This is a genomic window from Rugamonas sp. GW822-FHT03B10 (assembly GCF_058801745.1).
In genome coordinates this window covers 351,857-372,072 of sequence record NZ_JBXANP010000001.1, presented here as the reverse complement: position 1 = coordinate 372,072, position 20,216 = coordinate 351,857, and the positions used below count along the sequence as shown (strand labels likewise).

The 20,216-nt window shown below is 63.3% G+C and carries 14 protein-coding genes and 1 tRNA gene; 3 read left to right on the top strand and 12 right to left on the bottom strand.

Annotation, left to right across the window (positions count from 1 at the left end; translation table 11 throughout):
* Nucleotides 1–144: 144 nt before the first annotated feature.
* Complete coding sequence (locus tag AC1RQG_RS01705) at nucleotides 145–1,809, bottom strand: aminotransferase class V-fold PLP-dependent enzyme (RefSeq protein WP_493127666.1); 1,665 nt, start codon at nucleotides 1,807–1,809, stop codon at nucleotides 145–147.
* Nucleotides 1,810–1,936: 127 nt separating this feature from the next.
* Between AC1RQG_RS01705 and AC1RQG_RS01700 the strand changes: the two genes are divergently transcribed.
* From AC1RQG_RS01700 to AC1RQG_RS01690, 3 genes are all read left to right on the top strand, one after another.
* A complete protein-coding gene (locus AC1RQG_RS01700; RefSeq protein WP_493127664.1) occupies nucleotides 1,937–2,422 on the top strand; it encodes an Lrp/AsnC family transcriptional regulator in 486 nt (161 codons plus the stop codon).
* 56 nt (nucleotides 2,423–2,478) lie between these two features.
* On the top strand, nucleotides 2,479–3,642 hold the full coding sequence (locus AC1RQG_RS01695) for an HPP family protein (RefSeq protein WP_493127662.1): 1,164 nt from the start codon (nucleotides 2,479–2,481) through the stop codon (nucleotides 3,640–3,642).
* A 95-nt stretch (nucleotides 3,643–3,737) separates the two neighbouring features.
* On the top strand, nucleotides 3,738–5,582 hold the full coding sequence (locus AC1RQG_RS01690; RefSeq protein WP_493127660.1) for a DUF885 domain-containing protein: 1,845 nt from the start codon (nucleotides 3,738–3,740) through the stop codon (nucleotides 5,580–5,582).
* A gap of 67 nt (nucleotides 5,583–5,649) precedes the next feature.
* Here the strand turns inward: AC1RQG_RS01690 and AC1RQG_RS01685 are convergent, their stop codons facing one another.
* The 11 genes from AC1RQG_RS01685 to AC1RQG_RS01635 form a co-directional block, all read right to left on the bottom strand.
* Entirely contained in the window at nucleotides 5,650–6,309 is a 660-nt protein-coding gene (locus tag AC1RQG_RS01685) for an ArsR family transcriptional regulator (RefSeq protein ID WP_493127658.1), read from the bottom strand.
* Between the two features lie 134 nt (nucleotides 6,310–6,443).
* A complete protein-coding gene (ftsZ, locus tag AC1RQG_RS01680; protein ID WP_493127656.1) occupies nucleotides 6,444–7,535 on the bottom strand; it encodes a cell division protein FtsZ in 1,092 nt (363 codons plus the stop codon).
* A 267-nt stretch (nucleotides 7,536–7,802) separates the two neighbouring features.
* Nucleotides 7,803–12,038 (bottom strand): DNA-directed RNA polymerase subunit beta', encoded by a 4,236-nt coding sequence (rpoC, locus tag AC1RQG_RS01675; protein ID WP_493127654.1) that lies wholly within the window; start codon nucleotides 12,036–12,038, stop codon nucleotides 7,803–7,805.
* 113 nt (nucleotides 12,039–12,151) lie between these two features.
* Complete coding sequence (rpoB, locus tag AC1RQG_RS01670) at nucleotides 12,152–16,258, bottom strand: DNA-directed RNA polymerase subunit beta (RefSeq protein WP_493127653.1); 4,107 nt, start codon at nucleotides 16,256–16,258, stop codon at nucleotides 12,152–12,154.
* A 258-nt stretch (nucleotides 16,259–16,516) separates the two neighbouring features.
* Nucleotides 16,517–16,891: a 50S ribosomal protein L7/L12 gene (gene rplL / locus AC1RQG_RS01665; RefSeq protein ID WP_493127652.1), complete on the bottom strand. Its 375-nt coding sequence runs from the start codon at nucleotides 16,889–16,891 to the stop codon at nucleotides 16,517–16,519.
* Between the two features lie 66 nt (nucleotides 16,892–16,957).
* Nucleotides 16,958–17,479 (bottom strand): 50S ribosomal protein L10, encoded by a 522-nt coding sequence (gene rplJ, locus AC1RQG_RS01660; protein WP_493127650.1) that lies wholly within the window; start codon nucleotides 17,477–17,479, stop codon nucleotides 16,958–16,960.
* Between the two features lie 312 nt (nucleotides 17,480–17,791).
* On the bottom strand, nucleotides 17,792–18,487 hold the full coding sequence (gene rplA / locus AC1RQG_RS01655; RefSeq protein WP_493127648.1) for a 50S ribosomal protein L1: 696 nt from the start codon (nucleotides 18,485–18,487) through the stop codon (nucleotides 17,792–17,794).
* 2 nt (nucleotides 18,488–18,489) lie between these two features.
* Complete coding sequence (rplK, locus tag AC1RQG_RS01650) at nucleotides 18,490–18,921, bottom strand: 50S ribosomal protein L11 (protein ID WP_093561569.1); 432 nt, start codon at nucleotides 18,919–18,921, stop codon at nucleotides 18,490–18,492.
* A 110-nt stretch (nucleotides 18,922–19,031) separates the two neighbouring features.
* Nucleotides 19,032–19,655, bottom strand: a complete 624-nt coding sequence (nusG, locus tag AC1RQG_RS01645; protein WP_493127646.1) for a transcription termination/antitermination protein NusG — start codon at nucleotides 19,653–19,655, stop codon at nucleotides 19,032–19,034.
* A complete protein-coding gene (gene secE / locus AC1RQG_RS01640) occupies nucleotides 19,655–20,038 on the bottom strand; it encodes a preprotein translocase subunit SecE (RefSeq protein WP_493127644.1) in 384 nt (127 codons plus the stop codon). The genes nusG and secE overlap by 1 nt, the downstream gene beginning before the upstream one ends.
* A 33-nt stretch (nucleotides 20,039–20,071) precedes the next feature.
* Nucleotides 20,072–20,147 (bottom strand) — tRNA-Trp (locus tag AC1RQG_RS01635).
* Nucleotides 20,148–20,216: the final 69 nt, after the last annotated feature.

Genomic DNA, 20,216 nt, shown 5'->3' with positions numbered 1-20,216 from the left:
AATGGAAAAATTATCTGCCGATCAAACATACAGGGGCGCACGGCTGGCTGGAACTCAGCAGTACGGCGGGGCCGTCCGGCGCGCTGGTGCGGGCTGGTGCGGACTGGTGCGGGGCGGCGCGGGATGACCCGCGCCTGTGGTGGCTCAGGCGTCTTGGGCGGCGGGCGCCAGCGCCAGGCCGCCGTCCAGACTCCAGGCCTGCGGGTGGCCGTGCTGGCGCAGGCGTTGCGCGGCCTTCAGGCTGCGGTTGCCGCTGCGGCAGTAGAACACCAGCGGCACGTGCGCCTCGCGCAGCCACTGGTCAAGCTGGCCGTCCAGCAGGCCCAGCGGCACGCTGATGGCGGCACGCCCGCCGGGCGCCGGCGCCACCGTGGCCGCGCATTCGTACGGTTCGCGCACGTCGACCAGCCGCGCGTCGGGATGGGCTTGCAGGAAGGCGTGCAAGGCGGACGCCGCCAGTCGCAGGCTGTCGTCGGCCGGCGGCATGCCCACGTCGGGCGTGGGTGCGTCGGGCGCGGGTGCGGGTGCGGGTGCGGGTGCGGGTGCGGGTGCGGGCGCGGGTGCGGTGGCGCATGGCAGGTCCTCCCTTGCGGCGTGGACGGCCGGCATGCCATCGGCCGGCAACAGGCCGCCACTGCGCAGGGCCGCGCCGCAACGGGCGATGCGGTCGCAGGCGGCGGCGATGGTCGCGGCATCGGTCAGCGGCCCGAACGACAGACGGATGGCGCCGCTGGCGCGCCAGTCCGGCACACCCATCGCCACCAGCACGTAACTGGGCGCGGCCGCCTTGGCCGAGCAGGCGCTGCCGGAACTGACGCGCACCCCGGCCGCGTCGAACACATCCATCAGGGCACGGCTGCCCACGCCGGGCACGGAAAAATTGAGCGTGGTCGGCAGCGAGTCGGCCAGCGCATGGTTGAACACGATGCCGGGCAAGGCCGCGCGCAGGCTGTCGGCCAGGCGGTCGCGGAAGGCGGCCAGTTCGGCGTGGCTGCGGAAGGTGGCGCCCTGCTCCAGCGCCGCCAGCACGGCGCCCAGCGCGGCGATGCCGGCCATGTTTTCCGTGCCCGAACGCAAGCCCGCCTCCTGGCCACCGCCCATGATCAGCGGCGTGAACGGCGCGCCGTCGCGCACGTACAGCATGCCGATGCCCTTGGGCGCGTAGAGCTTGTGGCCGGAGAACGGCGCGTAATCGATGCGGGTGCGCGCCAGGTCCAGCGGCAGCTTGCCCAGCGCCTGCACGCAATCGACCAGCCAGTAGGCGGCCGGGGCCGTTTCCGTGAGCACCGCCGCGATGCCGGCCAGATCGGAGACGACACCGGTTTCATTGTTGGCGGCCATCGTGCACACGAGCGCGGCGCGGGGCGCCAGCGCGCGCAGGGCGTCCAGGTCGTGGCGGCCGTCGCCCTGCACTGGCAAGGCGTGCAGCGTGAGGTTCAGGCCCAGCAGGCTGTTCCAGTGGGCCAGGCTTTGCGGCACGGCCTTGTGTTCGGTGGCGCCGTAGACGAGCAGCTCGCCGGTGGCCTCGCCGCGCGCGCGCCGTTCGCGCAGCGCGCACAGGGCCGACAGCACGGCGGTCTGGATGCCCTCGGTGGCGCCGCTGTTGAACATCAACCGGCCGGTGCCCACGCCGAGCACGCGCATGGCGCAGGCGCGGGCGCCGTCCAGCACGGCCTTGGCGCGCAGGCCGGCGCTGTGGCTGCTGCTGGGGTTGCCGAATTGCCGGCCCATGGCGTCCACGGCGGCGGCGATGGCGGCCGGCAGGACACAGGTGGTGGCGTTGCCATCAAGGTAGATTTCGGTGGGCATGGTGGGGCGGATGAAGGTTGCTGTGATGCCATATAGCTTACGTTCTCCGCGATGAAATTATGTTCTAATATGACTGCATATTGGTCGTCATTTAGCATGAGCATTCTCTATTTATTCAAAAAACAGCATGGAACATCTTGACCGCTACGATTACGCCATCCTCGCCGCGCTGCAGGCCGACGGCACGCTGTCGATCGCCCAGCTCAGCGAGAAGGTCGGCCTGTCCAGCACGCCGTGCTGGAAACGGGTGCGCCGGCTGGAGGAGGAAGGCTATATCGAAAGCCGGGTGGCCATCGTCAACCGGCGCAAGGTGGGTTTGCCGGTGACGGTGTTCGTCAGCGTGCGCACCAGCCACCACGACGAGCAATGGCTGGCGCGCTTCGCGGCCGCCGTGATCGCGCTGCCGGAAGTGCTGGAATTCCACCGCATGAGCGGCGATGTGGACTACCTGCTCAAGGTCGTGACGAGCGATATCGACGGATATGACCGCTTTTACAAGAAGTTGATCAAGGTTTCGCAGCTGACCGGGGTGTCCTCGGCGTTTTCGATGGAACAGATCAAGTTCACCACGGCACTGCCGCTGGAGCTGCTGTCGCACGGATTGCCGAGCTGAGCGCGTCGCGGCGCATCGTGGGATAATGCCCGACTCCCGTTTTTTCACCTGACAATATGTTTGCGTTTTTGGAACGTTGGCTGCCGGCTCCCCACACGGCCAGCCGTAGCGAGCGCTTGCGCGCGTGCGCGGGCGCGGCCGCCGGCCTGCTGCTGACCGGCCTGATCGGCCATTTCATCCTGGCCCGTGACGGCATCAGCCTGTTCTTCGTCGCGCCGATGGGCGCCTCGGCCGTGCTGCTGTTCGCGCTGCCGGCCAGCCCACTGGCCCAGCCGTGGTCGGTGATCGGCGGCAATGTCGTGTCCGGCCTGGTCGGCGTGGCCTGCGTGCATTGGCTGGGCGCCAGCGTGCCCGTCGCCGCGCTGGCCGGCTGCCTGGCCATCGCCGCCATGTTCGCGCTGCGCTGCCTGCATCCACCGGGCGGCGCCGTGGCCCTGACGGCCGTGATCGGCGGCCCGGCCGTGCTGGCTGCCGGTTTCCATTTCCCGCTGGTGACGGTGCTGTTCAACTGCGTGGTGCTGGTCAGCGCGGCCGTGCTGTACAACAACCTGACGGGGCGGCGCTACCCGCACACCCAGCAGACCCCGCATCCCCATCCGCACGCCACGGCCGACGCCGTGCCGACCTCGCGCCTCGGTTTCTCGCCGGAGGACCTGGACGCCGTGCTGCGTGAATACAACCAGGTGCTGGACGTGAGCCGCGACGACCTGGAGGCGCTGTTCCTGCAGACGGAGCAGCGGGCCTACCAGCGCCGCTTCGGCATCATCAGCTGCGCCGACATCATGTCCAAGGACGTCATCACGGCCGAATTCGGCACCGGACTGGACCAGGCATGGCGCGACATGCGCGGGCACAAGGTGGCCTCGCTGCCCGTGCTGAACCGGGCGCGGCGCGTGATCGGCATCGTGACCCAGGGCGACTTCCTCGAACATGGCGGCCTGGACGACTACCGCGGCGTGCGCCAGCGGCTGCGCCAGTTCCTGCGCCCGAGCGGCCTGACCCATACGGAAAAGGCGGAAGTGGTGGGCCAGATCATGCGCAGCAAGCCCGTCACGGCGCGGCTGGACACACCCATCGTCGACCTGGTGCCGTTGATGGCCGACGTCGGCTTCCATCACATCCCCATCGTCGACGAACAGGAGCGATTCGCCGGCATCGTCACGCAATCGGACCTGGTGGCCGCGCTCTACGAGAGCCGCTTCGCGCGCGAGGCGGCCTGAGCGGCTTGGCATAAATTGTTGGGCAGGGACGACACGATGGCGTATGCTTAGCGCCGTTTTGACCTATCCCCGACAATTCAAATCAGGAACCGAATATGACGCACCACCTCCGCTTCATGCTTGCTCCGCTGGCCGCCGCCGTGGCCCTGGCCTGCGCACCGCTGAGCCATGCCGCCGACCACGCCGCTACCCCGGCCGTGCAAGCCACCCAAGCCATCCCCGCCGCCACCCCGGCCGCCGTGCGCAAGCAACTGCTGGCCCTGGCCGACACCTATTACCAGGCCACGGCCCGCTTCGAGCCGATCGGCGCGACGGAGAACGGCGACAACCGCTTCGACGACCAGCTGGGCCTGAGCATCGCGCCGGCCAACCGCGCCAGACAATTCGCGCTGTACCGCCAGTACAGCAAGCAACTGGCCGCCATCCCGCGCGCCCAGCTCGACCGCGGCGACCGCATCAACTACGACATCCTCGCCTTTGAATTGCACGGCCTGCTGGCGATGGAGCGCTTCCCCGAGCACCTGCTGCCGATCAACCAGATGGACAGCGTGCCGGTAATGCTGGCCAACTACGCGGGCGGCGAAGCGTCACAGCCGATCGCCACCGTGGCGCAATACGACGCTTACCTGAGCCGCGTATCGCAACTGCCGGCCTGGATCGATCAAGCCATCGCCAACATGCGCGAAGGCATGCGCAAGGGCGTGACCCAGCCGCGCGCCATCATGGTGTCGGCCCTGCCCCAGTTCCAGAAACTGGTGAGCGCCACGCCGGAAACGAACATCTACTACACGCCGATCACCAAGCTGCCGGCCGCGTTCTCCGACGCCGACAAGCAGCGCCTGACGGCCGCCTACCGCAGCACGGTGGCCGACAAGGTGATGCCGGCCCTGGCCCGCCTGGCCACCTTCCTGGAGAAGGAATACATCCCGGCCTGCCGCACCACGACCGGGCTCGGCAAGCTGCCGGACGGCATGGCCTGGTATCAGGCCCGTGTCGCCAACCAGACCACAACGTCGCTCAACCCCGAGCAAATCCACGCGATCGGCCTGCGTGAAGTGGCGACCATCCAGCATGAGTTCGAACTGCTGGGCCCGAAACTGGGCTACACCGGCCCCGCTTCCGGCCTGCCCGTGTGGGTGGCGCAGCAGGACAAGTTCCGTCCGTTCAAGACCGAGGACGAAGTCCAGGCCGTCTACCGCAAGCTCAACGACGTGCTCGACACCAAGCTGCCGCAACTGTTCACGCTGGTGCCCAAGGCCAAGCTGGACCTGCGGCTGGAGCCGGAACTGAGCCGCGCGACGGCGTCCGACCACTACACGGCGCCGGCCGGCGACGGCTCGCGTCCCGGCGTGTTCTGGTCCGTCGTCAACGACCCGACCAAGTACGGCAGCACGGGCATGACGACGCTGTTCCTGCACGAAGGCAAGCCCGGCCACCACTTCCACATCGCGCTGATGCAGGAACTGAACTTGCCGGACTTCCGCAAATACGGCGGCAACAACGCCTACACGGAAGGCTGGGCCCTGTACGCGGAAACGCTGGGCAAGGAAATGGGCTTGTTCGACGACCCGGCCCAGTACTTCGGCCACCTGAACGATGCGCTGCTGCGCGCCGTGCGCCTGGTGGTGGACACGGGCATGCACGCCAAGGGCTGGACGCGCGAACAAAGCATCCAGTACATGCACGATACGCTCGGTTACGATGAAGTGGCCAAGAGCGAGACGGAGCGCTACATGGCGTGGCCGGCCCAGGCGCTCGGCTACCGGATCGGCATGTTGAAGATCGTCGAACTGCGCCAGCGCGCGGCCGCCGCGCTGGGCGACAAGTTCAGCCTGCCGAAGTTCCACGAGGCCGTCTTGGGCGACGGCACCCTGCCGCTGGCCCTGCTGGAACAGAAGATCGACAACTGGATCGCGAGCCAGAAACAGGCGCAGCACTAAGGGGCGATCGCACAACGGGGACGGCATCCACCGCGATGCCGTCCCCGTTTTTTTATTCCAGCGTTGTTTATACGCCCGGTCGCTGGTGAATCTGCTGAAACTGGCGCCATTGCGCATCCGCTTCGATGCCGGCGTCGCCCAGTATGATCTTGTCGAGATCGGCCTCGTCGCCGAGCACGAATAACTTCTTATCCCGCAATACCTGGAGAATAAAGCCCTGCTGCTCGCGCAGGCGGCGGCGGAAATCAGGAACGGCATAGAGATTGGGATTGATCTTGCGCCGCAACAGGCGCTCGGCCACCGGCAAGCGCGATAATAATTCCCCGTAGCTGGTGTTATCGCCGATCAACAACAATTCGATCGGCGTATCCACCGCTTCCTGCTCCTTGGCCGTGGCGCCATACACAAAAGCGACATTCAGCACCCGTTGCAGCGGAACCAGCGCCGCGCGCAGCACGCTGACCAGGCCGAAACTCTTTTTGACCAGGCTGCTTAATTCCTCGTAGACCGGCGATTCCTTATTCGGCCGGAAGCGCCGCACATTACCGATCCGCTCGGAAATAATCAGTCCCGCGTCGTTCAGGCGCTTCAGTTCGCGCTGGGCCGAGGCGCTGCCGAGGCCCGTCAGGCGCATGATCTCGTTCAGGTGGAATCCATCATTGACGCGCACGAACAGCAGTCCCAGCAGCTTTTGCTGGGCGGGAGTGAAGAGGGCTTGGGCGATCATGCGCCAAATCCTAGCATGAATACGCCGAAGTTTGGCATGAAAGACATCATCGCGCCTTGGCCCGCACGGCTATCGGGGCGGCTGACCCGGTGCCGTCTCCATCAACACGGTGCGTCTATCGCGTAGCCCGCATCCTAGTGGGCGCTCGGGCGCTGTATCGTTGGCGGCGCCTCGCGCGATCCGCCGCCCCGCAGCACGCCGGCCGCGCCCGGCCCCAAATTCCCGCCCGGCATGAGCCGCGACACCGGCGACCGCCGCGCGCCGGCGGCGAAGTCGCTGGGCCGGTTCAAGCCTGTGGCGACCACGGTCACCCGCATGGCATCCCCCAGCGTGTCATCGAAGACGGCGCCGAATTTGATGATGGCGTCGTCGCCGACCTGGCCGCAGATCACGTTCATCACCTGTTTGGTTTCGCGCAGTTTCAGGGTTTCCTCGGAGGCGGTGATGTTGACGAGCAAGCCGCGCGCGGCCTGCAGGTTGGAGCCATCGAGCAGCGGGCAGGCGATGGCCTCCTCGGCCGCCTTGGTGGCGCGGTCGTCGCCGCTGTGCTGGGCGGAGCCCATCATCGCGATGCCGGTCTGGCGCATGACCGTGCGCACGTCCTCGAAGTCGACGTTGATCATGCCGGGCACGGTGATGATTTCCGCGATGCCGGCCACCGCCTTGCTCAACACCTCGTCGGCGGCGGCGAACGCCTGCTTCTGCGTGATGTCGTCGCCCAGTACTTCCTCCAGCCGGCTGTTGAGGACGATGACGAGCGAGTCCACGCATTTGGCCAGCATGGCGATGCCCTCCTCCGCCACCCGCATGCGGCGCGGGCCTTCGAATTCGAATGGCTTGGAGACGACGCCGACGGTGAGGATGCCCATCTCGCGCGCCACCTCGGCCACCACCGGCGCCGCGCCGGTGCCGGTGCCGCCGCCCATGCCGGCGGTGAGGAACACCATGTTGGCGCCCTTGAGCGCGTCAGCGATGATGGTGCGTTCGCGCAGCGCGTTTTCGCGGCCGACGATCGGGTCGCTGCCGGCGCCCAGGCCACTCTCGCCCAGCTGGATCTTCTTCTCGACGCGGGCGATGGACAGCGCCTGCGCATCCGTATTGGCGCAGATGAATTCAAAGGAAGCCAGTCCGGCGGCCGCCATGTGGTTGACCGTGTTGCCGCCGGCCCCGCCTATGCCGATGACTTTGATGACCGTCTCAGGTTGGGTATGTTTGTGCTCTAACAAAGAAGACTCCTGTTGATGGGTTGCGCTCGGCCAGCCCGACCATGCGGCGGCGCTGGCCCATGCCGAATCCATTAGCCTACTTGCTGAGGCGCGCACGATACAGCGGTTAAAGGTTTCAATCGCAAGCATTTGTAATACTGCGTGCAATTTACTGAGTGCAATTCCGGCGCCAGGCCGACGCAAAGTCGACGCCATGCCGGTCGGCAAGGTCAACAGGCCAAAAAAAACGGCACCCGAGGGTGCCGTTCTGTTTGCCGTGAGGCGCGCTTACGCTTCGTCGCTGTGCGGGCTGACCTGTTCGGTCGATTCCGCTTCGGCGCTGGCGGCCATCGAGGCCTTTTCCGCCAGCAGCAGTGCCTGGCGCTCTTCCACTTCCCACGCTTCCTTCTCTTTGCGCGCGCGGTGGAAGGCCAGACCCGTACCGCCAGGGATCAGACGACCGACGATGACGTTTTCCTTCAGGCCGCGCAGACCGTCGCGCTTGCCCATGATCGCCGCTTCCGTCAGCACGCGGGTGGTTTCCTGGAACGATGCGGCCGAGATGAACGAATCGGTCGACAGCGATGCCTTGGTGATACCCAGCAGCACGTTTTCGTAGGTCGCAGGGATCTTGCCTTCGGCGACCACGCGGTCGTTCTCCTCCAGCAGCTCCGAACGCTCGACCTGCTCGCCAACGATGTAGTTGGTGTCGCCGGCGTTGGTGATCTGCACGCGGCGCAGCATCTGGCGCACGATCACTTCGATGTGCTTGTCGTTGATCTTCACGCCCTGCAGACGGTACACGTCCTGCACTTCGTCGACGATGTAACGGGCCAGCGCTTCGATACCGAGCAGGCGCAGGATGTCTTGCGGATCGGCCGGGCCGTCCACGATCATCTCGCCCTTGTTCACCACCTGGCCGTCGTGCACCAGCACTTGCTTGTCCTTGGTGATCAGGAACTCGTGCTTGTTGCCGTCCATGTCCGTGATTTCCAGACGCTGCTTGCCCTTGGTTTCCTTACCGAAGGCCACCGTACCGGTGACTTCCGCCAGCATACCGGCATCCTTCGGCGAACGGGCTTCGAACAGCTCGGCCACGCGCGGCAAACCACCGGTAATATCGCGGGTCTTCTGCGATTCGGTCGGGATACGCGCCAGCACTTCACCGACGGACACTTGCTGGCCATCCTTCACCATGATCAGCGCGCCGACCTGGAAGCCGATCGCCACCGAGTGCTCGGTGCCGGCGATCTTCACTTCGTGGCCTTCGTCGTTCAGCAGTTTCACCTGCGGACGCATGGTCTTGGTCAGCGAACCGCGACGTTTCGCGTCGATCACCACCAGGGTGGCCAGACCGGTCACTTCGTCCACCTGACGGGCCACGGTCACGCCTTCTTCGACGTTCTCGAAACGCACCGTACCGGCGTACTCGGTGATGATCGGACGGGTCAGCGGATCCCAGGTCGCCAGGGCCGTGCCGGCCTTGATGACCATGCCATCCTTGACGATCAGGGTGGCGCCGTACGGCACCTTGTGACGCTCGCGCTCACGGCCGTGGTCGTCGGTGATCAGCACTTCGCCGGAACGGGAAATGACGATCTGCGCGCCCTTGCCGTTGGTCACGTAACGCATGGTCGAGGTGAAGCGGATGGTGCCGTTCGACTTGGCTTCCACCGACGAGGCCACCGCCGCACGCGACGCCGCACCACCGATGTGGAAGGTACGCATGGTCAGCTGGGTACCCGGCTCACCGATCGACTGCGCCGCCACCACACCGACGGCTTCGCCGGCGTTGACCAGCATGCCGCGGCCCAGGTCGCGGCCGTAGCACTTGGCGCACAGGCCGTAGCGCGTGTCGCAGGTCAGCGGGGTGCGGACCTTGACTTCGTCGATCGACAGACGCTCGATCTCCTCGACCATGTCCTCGTCCATCAGGGTGCCGGCTTCGTACAGGGTTTCCTGGGTTTCAGGATTGACCACGTCGTTGACCACCACGCGGCCCAGGATACGGTCGCGCAGCGCCTCGATCACTTCACCGCCCTCGACCATCGCCTTCATGACGGTGCCGTTGGAGGTGCCGCAATCGTCCTCGATCACCACCAGATCCTGGGTCACGTCGACCAGACGACGGGTCAGGTAACCGGAGTTTGCCGTCTTCAGCGCCGTATCGGCCAGACCCTTACGGGCGCCGTGGGTCGAAATGAAGTACTGCAACACGTTCAGACCTTCGCGGAAGTTCGCGGTGATCGGGGTTTCGATAATCGAACCGTCCGGTTTCGCCATCAGACCGCGCATACCGGCCAGCTGACGGATCTGGGCCGCCGAACCGCGGGCGCCCGAGTCGGCCATCATGTAAATCGCGTTGAACGATTCCTGGGTCGACTTGGTGCCGTCACGCTTGATGACGTCTTCCACTTTCAGCTGGTCCATCATGGCCTTGCCGACTTCGTCCGAGGTCTTGCCCCAGATGTCGACCACCTTGTTGTAGCGCTCGCCCGCGGTCACCAGACCGGAAGCGTACTGCTGTTCGATCTGCTTGACTTCCGATTCGGCGGTCGAGATCAGCGTCACCTTCTGAGGCGGCACCAGCATGTCGTCCACGCAGATCGAGATACCGGCGCGCGTCGCCAGGCGGAAGCCCGACTGCATCAGCTGGTCGGCGAACACGACGGTGGCGCGCAGGCCGCACTTGCGGAACGAGGTGTTGATCAGGCGCGAGATTTCCTTCTTCTTCAGGGCACGGTTCAGCACGCTGAACGGCAGGCCCTTCGGCAAGATTTCCGACAGGATGGCGCGGCCGACGGTGGTCTCGTAACGGGTCACGGTGCGGACGAATTCGCCCGTCGCGTGGTCCTTAGGATTCTCGACGATACGCACGGTGATGCGGGTGGTCAGTTCCACTTCCTTGTTGTCGTAGGCACGGATGACTTCCGACACGTCAGGGAACAGCATACCTTCGTTCTTGGCGTTGATCGCCTCGCGGGTCGCGTAGTACAGACCCAGCACGATATCCTGCGACGGCACGATCGACGGTTCGCCGTTCGACGGGAACAAGATGTTGTTCGAGGCCAGCATCAGCGTGCGCGCCTCCATCTGCGCTTCGATCGACAGCGGCACGTGGACCGCCATCTGGTCACCGTCGAAGTCGGCGTTGAACGCCGCGCAGACCAGCGGGTGCAGCTGGATCGCCTTGCCTTCGATCAGGACCGGCTCGAACGCCTGGATACCGAGACGGTGCAGCGTAGGCGCACGGTTCAGCATGATCGGGTGTTCGCGGATCACGTCTTCCAGGATGTCCCACACGACCGGTTCCTGGATCTCGACCAGTTTCTTGGCGGCCTTGATCGTGGTCGCCAGACCCATCAGTTCGAGCTTGTTGAAGATGAAGGGCTTGAACAGTTCCAGCGCCATCAGCTTCGGCAGACCGCACTGGTGCAGTTTCAGCTGCGGACCCACCACGATGACCGAACGGCCCGAGTAGTCGACGCGCTTACCGAGCAAGTTCTGACGGAAGCGGCCGCCCTTACCCTTGATCATCTCAGCCAGCGATTTCAGCGGACGCTTGTTGGCGCCGGTCATCGCTTTGCCGCGACGGCCGTTGTCCAGCAGCGAGTCGACCGCTTCCTGCAGCATGCGCTTTTCGTTGCGCGTGATGATCTCTGGAGCGCGCAGCTCCATCAGGCGTTTCAGACGGTTGTTACGGTTGATGACGCGGCGATACAGGTCGTTCAGGTCGGAGGTCGCGAAGCGGCCGCCGTCCAGCGGCACCAGCGGGCGCAGTTCCGGCGGCAGCACCGGCAGCACTTCCATGATCATCCACTCGGGCTTGATGCCCGAACGCTGGAACGCTTCCAGCACTTTCAGGCGCTTGGCGTATTTCTTGATCTTCGCTTCGGACTTCGATTCCTTCAGTTCCACGCGCAGGGTCTCGGCATCGCGGTGGATGTCGATCGAGCGCAGCAGTTCACGGATACCTTCGGCGCCCATGAAGGCGGTGAAGTCGTCGCCGTACTCTTCGTACTTGGCGGCGTAGTCGTCCTCCGACATGATCTGGCACTTCTTCAGCGGGGTCATGCCGGGGTCGGTCACGACGTATGCCTCGAAGTACAGCACGCGTTCGATGTCGCGCAGGGTCATGTCCAGCACCATGCCGAGGCGCGATGGCAGCGACTTCAGGAACCAGATGTGGGCGGTGGGGGAAGCCAGCTCGATGTGGCCCATGCGCTCGCGGCGCACCTTGGCCAGCGTCACTTCGACGCCGCACTTCTCGCAGATCACGCCGCGGTGTTTCAGGCGCTTGTACTTGCCGCACAGGCACTCGTAGTCCTTGATCGGGCCAAAGATTTTCGCGCAGAACAGACCGTCGCGCTCAGGCTTGAAGGTGCGGTAGTTGATGGTTTCCGGCTTCTTGACTTCGCCGTAGGACCACGAACGGATTTTTTCAGGCGAAGCGAGACCGATCTTGATCGCGTCAAAGGTCTCGTTCGTCTGTACTTGCTTGAATAGATCGAGCAGTGCTTTCATGTATCACTCCAGAGGTGATTAAATTTCGTATTACCTGAGACACCATCGCCCGGCCGGGTTTCCCCGCCGGGCTTAGTCTGTCTCAAACCAAAAGACAGGTGGAACGCTGTCGATCAGTTGCGTTCGAGGTCGATGTCGATACCCAGCGAACGGATTTCCTTGACCAGCACGTTGAACGATTCAGGCATACCGGCGTCGATCACGTGGTCGCCTTTGACCAGGTTCTCGTACACTTTGGTACGGCCGTTCACGTCATCCGACTTGACGGTCAGCATTTCCTGCAGCACGTACGAGGCGCCGTACGCTTCCAGTGCCCACACCTCCATCTCACCGAAGCGCTGGCCACCGAACTGGGCTTTACCACCCAGCGGCTGCTGCGTCACCAGCGAGTAAGGACCGGTGGAACGGGCGTGCATCTTGTCGTCGACCAGGTGGTGCAGTTTCAGCATGTGCATCACGCCCACGGTGACCTTGCGCTCGAACGCCTCGCCGGTGCGGCCGTCGTACATGGTGACCTGGTTCTTGGACGGGGTCATGCCCAGCTTGGCGGCGATGTCGTCCGGATAGGCCAGGTCCAGCATGCGGCGGATTTCCGACTCGTGCGCGCCGTCGAACACCGGGGTCGCGAACGGCACACCCTTCTTCAGGTTGTGCGCCAGCTTCATGATCTCTTCGTCGTCGAACTGCGACAGATCCTCGCCACGGCCCTTCTCGTTGTAGACGGTGGCCAGGAACTTGCGCATCTCCTCGACCTTGATATGCTGCTGCAGCATTTCGCCGATGCGGATGCCCAGACCCTTGGCGGCCCAGCCCAAGTGGGTCTCGAGAATCTGACCCACGTTCATACGCGATGGCACACCCAGCGGGTTCAGCACCACGTCGGCCGGCGTACCGTCGGCCATGTACGGCATGTCTTCCACCGGCACGATACGGGAAACCACACCCTTGTTACCGTGGCGGCCCGCCATCTTGTCGCCCGACTGCAGGCGGCGCTTGACGGCCAGGTAGACCTTGACCATCTTCTGCACGCCAGGCTGCAGCTCGTCGCCCTGCGTCAGCTTCTTGCGCTTCTCTTCGAAGGCCAGATCGAACTGGTGGCGCTTCTCGTTGATCGATTCCTTGATCGCTTCGAGGGCGGTGGCGGCCGTGTCGTCGGCCGGACGGATGTCGAACCAGTGGTACTTGTCCAGATCGGCCAGGTATTCCTTGGTGATCTTGGCGCCCTTGGCCAGCTTCTTCGGACCGCCGTTGACCACTTGACCGGTCAGCATCTTCTCCAGACGCTGGAAGGCGTCGCCCTCCACGATGCGCATCTGGTCGTTCAGGTCCAGGCGGAAGCGCTTCAGCTCGTCGTCGATGATCTGCTGGGCGCGCTTGTCGCGCACGATGCCTTCGCGGGTGAACACCTGGACGTCGATCACGGTGCCGACCATGCCCGAAGGCACGCGCAGCGAGGTGTCTTTCACGTCCGATGCTTTTTCACCGAAGATGGCGCGCAGCAGCTTCTCTTCCGGCGTCAGCTGGGTCTCGCCCTTCGGCGTCACTTTACCGACCAGCGTGTCGCCGGCCTGCACTTCGGCGCCGATGTAGACGATACCGGACTCGTCCAGACGAGCCAGTTGGTTTTCCGCCAGGTTCGAGATGTCGCGCGTGATTTCTTCCGCGCCCAGCTTGGTGTCACGGGCCACCACGGACAGTTCTTCGATGTGGATCGAGGTGTAACGGTCGTCCTTGACGACGTTTTCCGAGATCAGGATCGAATCCTCGAAGTTCAGACCATTCCATGGCATGAAGGCCACGGTCATGTTCTGGCCCAGCGCCAGCTCGCCCAGGTCGGTCGATGCGCCGTCGGCGATCACGTCGCGCTTGGCCACGCGGTCGCCCACTTTGACGATGGGACGCTGGTTGATGTTGGTGTTCTGGTTGGAACGGGTGTACTTGATCAGGTTGTAGATGTCGACACCCACTTCGCCCGCTTGCGCTTCGTCGTCGTTGACGCGAATCACGACGCGGCCGGCGTCGATGTAGTCGACCACGCCGCCACGCAGGGCCTGCACGGTGGTGCCGGAGTCGACCGCCACGGTGCGCTCGATGCCGGTACCGACCAGCGCCTTCTCGGGACGCAGGCAAGGCACGGCCTGGCGTTGCATGTTGGCGCCCATCAATGCGCGGTTCGCGTCATCGTGCTCGAGGAACGGGATCAGCGAGGCCGCCACGGACACGATCTGGCCCGGGGCCACGTCCATGTACTGGATGCGCTCGGGCGACACCAGGATGGTCTCGCCGGCTTCACGGGCCGACACCAGCTCGTCGCACAGCTTGCCGTTATCGTCGATGGTGGCGTTGGCCTGGGCGATGATGTAGCGGCCCTCTTCGATGGCAGACAGGTAGTCGATCTGGTCGGTGATCTTGGAGTCGGTGACCTTGCGGTATGGCGTTTCCAGGAAGCCGTATTCGTTCAGGCGGGCGTACAGCGCCAGCGAGTTGATCAGGCCGATGTTCGGGCCTTCAGGCGTTTCGATCGGGCACACGCGGCCGTAGTGGGTCGGGTGCACGTCGCGCACCTCGAAGCCGGCGCGCTCGCGGGTCAGACCGCCAGGGCCCAGGGCCGAGACGCGGCGCTTGTGGGTGATCTCCGACAGCGGGTTGGTCTGGTCCATGAACTGCGACAGCTGCGACGAACCGAAGAACTCGCGGATGGCGGCCGAGATCGGCTTGGAGTTGATCAGGTCGTGCGGCATCAGGTTGTCCGCCTCGGCCTGGCCCAGGCGTTCCTTGACGGCGCGCTCGACGCGCACCAGGCCGGCGCGGAACTGGTTCTCGGCCAGCTCGCCCACGCAACGCACGCGGCGGTTGCCCAGGTGGTCGATGTCGTCCACCTCGCCGCGGCCGTTGCGCAGCTCGACCAGGATCTTGATCACGGCCAGCACGTCTTCGTTCGACAGCGTCATGGCGCCGGTCAGTTCATCGCGGCCGATGCGGCGGTTGAACTTCATGCGGCCCACGGCCGACAGGTCGTAGCGGTCGGCGCTGTAGAACAGGCCGTTGAACAGCGCTTCCACCGAGTCTTCCGTCGGCGGTTCGCCAGGACGCATCATGCGGTAGATGGCGACGCGGGCGGCCATCTGGTCGGCCGTGTCGTCGATGCGCAGGGTCTGCGAGATGTAGGCGCCCTGGTCCAGGTCGTTCGTGTACAGGGTCTGGATGGCCGAGATGTTGGCTTCGCGCAGGCGGCCCAGCACGTCTTCGGTCAGCTCGTCGTTGGCGTTGGCCACCACTTCGCCCGTCTCCGGGTCGACGATGTTCTTGGCCAGCACGCGGCCCAGCAGGTAGTCCTCGGGCACGGAGATGTGCTTGATGCCGGCGGCCTCGATGTCGCGCACGTGGCGCGCGTTGATGCGCTTGTCCTTCAGCACCAGCGTCTTGCCGGACTTGTCGACGATGTCGAAACGGGCCACTTCGCCACGCAGGCGCTCGGCCACGAACTCCATCTCGGCGCCTTCCGAGCGCAGGTTGAAGTTGTCGAACACGAAGAAGTTGGCCAGGATCTGCTCGTGCGACATGCCGATCGCTTTCAGCAGGATCGTCACGGGCATCTTGCGGCGGCGGTCGACGCGGAAGAACAGGATGTCTTTCGGGTCGAACTCGAAGTCCAGCCACGAGCCGCGGTAAGGGATGATGCGGGCCGAGAACAGCAGCTTGCCCGACGAGTGGGTCTTGCCACGGTCGTGCTCGAAGAACACGCCAGGGGAGCGGTGCAGCTGAGAAACGATCACGCGCTCGGTACCGTTGATCACGAACGAGCCGGTGGTGGTCATCAGGGGCAGTTCGCCCATGTAGACTTCCTGTTCCTTCATTTCCTTGACCACAGGCTTGGTCGGCGATTCCTTGTCCAGGATCACCAGGCGCACCTTGGCGCGCAGCGGCGAGGCGAACGTCAGACCGCGCAGCTGGCATTCCTTGACGTCGAAGGCGGGGTCGCCCAGCACGTACGACAGGAACTCGAGGCGCGCGAAACCATTGTGCGACACGATCGGGAAGATGGAGGTGAAGGCCGACTGCAGGCCGTCGTTCTTGCGCGCGGATGGGGCGACATCCTCTTGCAGGAAGCTGTGGTAGGACTCGAGCTGGGTAGCCAGCAGGAACGGAACGTGGTGAACGTTGGCGCGCTTCGCGAATGATTTGCGAATGCGTTTCTTCTCAGTAAATGAGTAGTGCATGGACACTCCGTGAGTGACAGAAAGGATAGAAAGTTCAGGTTTTGCTTGTATATCAGCAGCGTCGGCTGCGTGTCACACAGACGAAACCTCAAGGCTCTACCATTTCCAGCTGATTCAATGAACTGCGTACTTCGGTAACGTAGTAAAAACGCTACAAATACGACAAAGACGACAAAGGAGCCAAAGCCGGATTACCCCCTTCGCAGGGGGTATCCGCAGCTTTGGCTCGTGGCGCTAACTAGCCGCCGTACAACTTGATTACTTCAGGTCGGCCTTGGCGCCAGCTTCTTCCAGCTTCTTCTTAGCGGCTTCAGCGTCAGCTTTCGACAGGGCTTCTTTCACGGTCTTCGGTGCGCCGTCGACCACGTCTTTGGCTTCTTTCAGGCCCAGACCGGTGATTTCGCGGACAGCTTTAATCACGCCAACTTTGTTCGCGCCGACTTCGGTCAGAACAACGTTGAACTCGGTCTGCTCTTCAACAGCAGCACCGGCAGCGGCGCCGCCAGCTGCAGGAGCAGCCATCGCAGCGGCCGAAACGCCGAACTTCTCTTCGAAAGCTTTGACCAGTTCGTTCAGGTCCATCACGGACATTTCGCTCACTGCGTTCAGGATGTCGTCTTTGCTAATTGCCATTTGAAACTCCAATAATTTTTTGATTCGTTAAAACATCGATTGGTACTTGAGAAAAAACCGGCCAGCTTACGCCGCGGCGGCTTCTGCTTCCGCAGGAGCGCCTTCCGATTTCTTCGCCGCCAGAGCGGCCAGACCACGTGCAAAGCCCGACACCGGAGCCAGCATAACGCCCAACAGCTGCGAGATGAGGACTTCACGGCTAGGAATGCTCGCCAGCGCGGCGACGGCAGCTTTATCGAGCTGCTTGCCGGCGTAGTTACCTGCCTTGATGACCAGCTTGTCGTTGGTTTTAGCGAAGTCGTTGATGACTTTAGCTGCGGCAACGGCGTCGTCCGAGATCGAGTAGATCAGCGGACCGGTCATTTCATCGGCCAGGTTGGCGAACTGCGTGCCTTCGACGGAGCGACGAGCGAGGGTGTTTTTCAACACTCGCAGGTACACGCCTTGAGCGCGCGCTTTAGCACGAAGTTGCGTCAAGTGAGCAACCTGGATGCCACGATATTCGGCCACGACGATGGTTTGCGCAGTTGCTACTTTTGCGGAAACTTCGGCGACGACGGCCTTTTTGTCATTCAGATTGAGACCCACGGTCAACCTCCTTAAATGATGTTCGGTGTACCTGACCCTATGGCCAGGGACCTCGCATCGGTTCGAACACGGCGTCCGACGTTAAGAAGTACAGAACTGAGCGGATACATTCACGCAGCATGGACTACAAAACTTGCTCGGGTACACCATCTGCGTTGGGCGCGCCCCGGTTGCCCGGCTTGCTGCTTATCCTCCCGCATGTGCGATCACGGTCGGCCCAACGGTCTTTGATTGTCTGGCTGCCCTGCGAAAAACCCAGGACAGCCAGCCCAAAGATGCGCCCCGTTTGCACGGGGACTTAATTCTTGAAACTTAAGCTGCCAGCGAAGCCTGGTCAACACGGACGCCAGCGCCCATGGTCGACGAGATCGCCACTTTGCGCAGGTACACGCCCTTGCTGGTGGCTGGCTTGGCCTTGTTCAGCGCGTCGATCAGGGCAACCAGGTTGCTCTTCAGATCGGCGTCGGCGAACGACTTGCGGCCGATGGTGGCGTGGATGATACCGGACTTGTCGGTACGGTACTGCACCTGGCCAGCCTTGGCGTTCTTGACGGCGGTGGCGACGTCAGGGGTCACGGTGCCGACTTTCGGGTTAGGCATCAGGCCGCGTGGGCCCAGGATCTGACCCAGGGTACCGACGATACGCATGGTGTCGGGCGAAGCGATGACGATGTCGAAAGGCATGTCGCCGGCTTTGACGCGCTCGGCCAGGTCTTCCATACCAACGACGTCGGCGCCGGCTGCCTTGGCAGCTTCAGCCTTTTCGCCCGAGGCGAACACGGCCACGCGCACGGTCTTGCCGGTGCCGGCTGGCAGCACGACGGAACCACGCACCACCTGGTCGGATTTCTTAGGATCCACGCCCAGTTGCACGGCCACGTCGATCGATTCATTGAACTTGGCGGTGGCCAGTTCCTTGATCAGGGCGACGGCGTTGTCGAACGGGTAGGCCTTGGTGCGGTCGACCTTGGCTTTGATTGCTTTAACGCGCTTAGACAGTTTTGCCATGATTACAGGCCCTCCACCGTGATGCCCATCGAACGAGCGGAACCGGCGATGGTGCGCACAGCGGCGTCCATGTCGGCAGCGGTCAGGTCCGGGGTCTTCAGTTTAGCGATCTCTTCCGCTTGAGCGCGGGTCAGTTTGCCCACTTTGTCGGTGTGCGGCTTCGGCGAACCCTTGGTGACGCCCGAGTGCTTCTTGATCAGGTAGGTCGCGGGTGGCGTCTTCATCACGAAGGTGAACGACTTGTCGGCGAAGGCGGTGATCACGACGGGGATCGGCATGCCTGGTTCCATACCTTGGGTCTGGGCGTTGAACGCCTTGCAGAATTCCATGATGTTCAGACCGCGCTGACCCAGCGCTGGGCCGATCGGTGGGGATGGGTTTGCTTTACCAGCTGGCACTTGCAGCTTGATAAAACCAATGATTTTCTTTGCCATGATGGCTCCTATCGTTGGATTGAGTAGTAGCGCCCCACCGGGCAATTGCTTGCCGTGGCGGGGCTCCTCTTAGCCGGATTCGCTGAACTGCCGCGCGCTCCGGTGGGCGCTTAGACTTTTTCGACCTGGCCGAACTCGAGTTCGACGGGGGTGGCGCGGCCGAAGATGGTGACCGAGACGCGCACCTTGGATTTCTCGTAGTTGACTTCCTCGACGTTGCCGTTGAAGTCGGTGAACGGACCATCCTTGATACGCACTTGCTCGCCCACTTCGTACAGCACTTTGGGACGGGGCTTCTCGACGCCTTCCTGCATCTGCTGCATGATCTTGTCGATTTCGCGGGCCGGGATCGGGGTCGGCTTGTTCGACTTGCCGCCGATGAAGCCGGTGACCTTGTTGGTGTTCTTCACCAGGTGCCACGTTTCGTCCGTCATTTCCATTTCCACCAGCACATAGCCGGGGAAGAAACGACGTTCGGTGACCGATTTCTGGCCGTTCTTGACTTCCACCACTTCTTCGGTGGGCACCAGGATCTGGCCGAACTGGTCTTGCATGCCGGCGCGCTCGACGCGCTCCATCAGCGCGCGCTGCACGCTCTTTTCCATGCCGGAATAGGCGTGCACCACGTACCAGCGCTTGTTCGAGACGGGGACGCTCACGGGCGTGCTAAGCTCAGCGCCAGCATCTTGTGCCGGGACATCACCCGGCACGTCATCTTGCACATTTTCGCTCATTATTTTCTAATACCCAGGATAACGTCGTACAACAGGAATTCCAGCGTCTTGTCCGTGCCCCACAGGAAGATCGCCATGACCAGCACGAAGGCGAACACGATACCCGTGATCTGACCAGCTTCGCGGCGGGTCGGCCATACCACCTTCTTCGTTTCGCGCACGGCTTCTTTGGCGAAATTGAGGAATTCACGGCCGGTGGTCGAAGTCCACAAGATCAAAACGGCAAAAGCCAAACCAGCTACTAGTGCGCCTGCGCGTACCAGAGCTGGTTTGTCCGCCAGGTAGTAAAACCCGACCACTCCTGCGATCATCACGACGATCGCCGCGATAACCTTGATCTTGTCATTCGACGTGCTAACAGTCTGCACGGATTGATTTGACATTTTCTACTTTCGGTGCCACTGCACCAGAATTGGTGGCAGGGACGGAGGGCATCGAACCCCCAACCTTCGGTTTTGGAGACCGACGCTCTGCCAATTGAGCTACGTCCCTACGTAAAACTTGAAGAGGAAGGATCTATCTTACCACCCGGGACACCCCAGGTGGTAGTCAGGATCAGTC